The sequence below is a fragment of the Phytobacter sp. V69 genome (genome assembly GCF_965644215.1).
Lineage (GTDB): Bacteria > Pseudomonadota > Gammaproteobacteria > Enterobacterales > Enterobacteriaceae > Phytobacter.
This window is the reverse complement of the sequence record NZ_CBFFRL010000583.1, coordinates 1-272: the sequence shown is the minus strand read 5'-3', so window position 1 is coordinate 272 and position 272 is coordinate 1. Positions and strand designations below refer to the sequence as shown.

1 protein-coding gene is annotated in these 272 nt (G+C 52.9%); it reads left to right on the top strand.

Annotated features, from left to right (window positions below):
* Positions 1-272, top strand: a 272-nt coding sequence (locus ACSZPU_RS26535) for a transposase (RefSeq protein ID WP_499004594.1), incomplete at both ends; no start/stop codon positions are given.

Here is a 272-nt window from a genome sequence, read left to right as displayed (position 1 = left end):
CGCATTCACTGCCTGCAACTCTGGTTTGACCTCAGTGACAGCGCTGCCGAAGATGCCCTCCATGACATGCTGCCATTTCGTCAGTTCTCCGGTATCGACTGCTGCGTCCCCGACCGCACCACCATCATGAATTTCCGTCATTTTCTGGAGAAACATAACGCCGGTGAACAGGTGCTGGCACTGATTAACCTTAAACTAAAGCAGGCAGGACTGATGATGCGTAAGGGGGTGATTATCGATGCCACCATCATCTCCGCGCCCTGCTCTGTAAA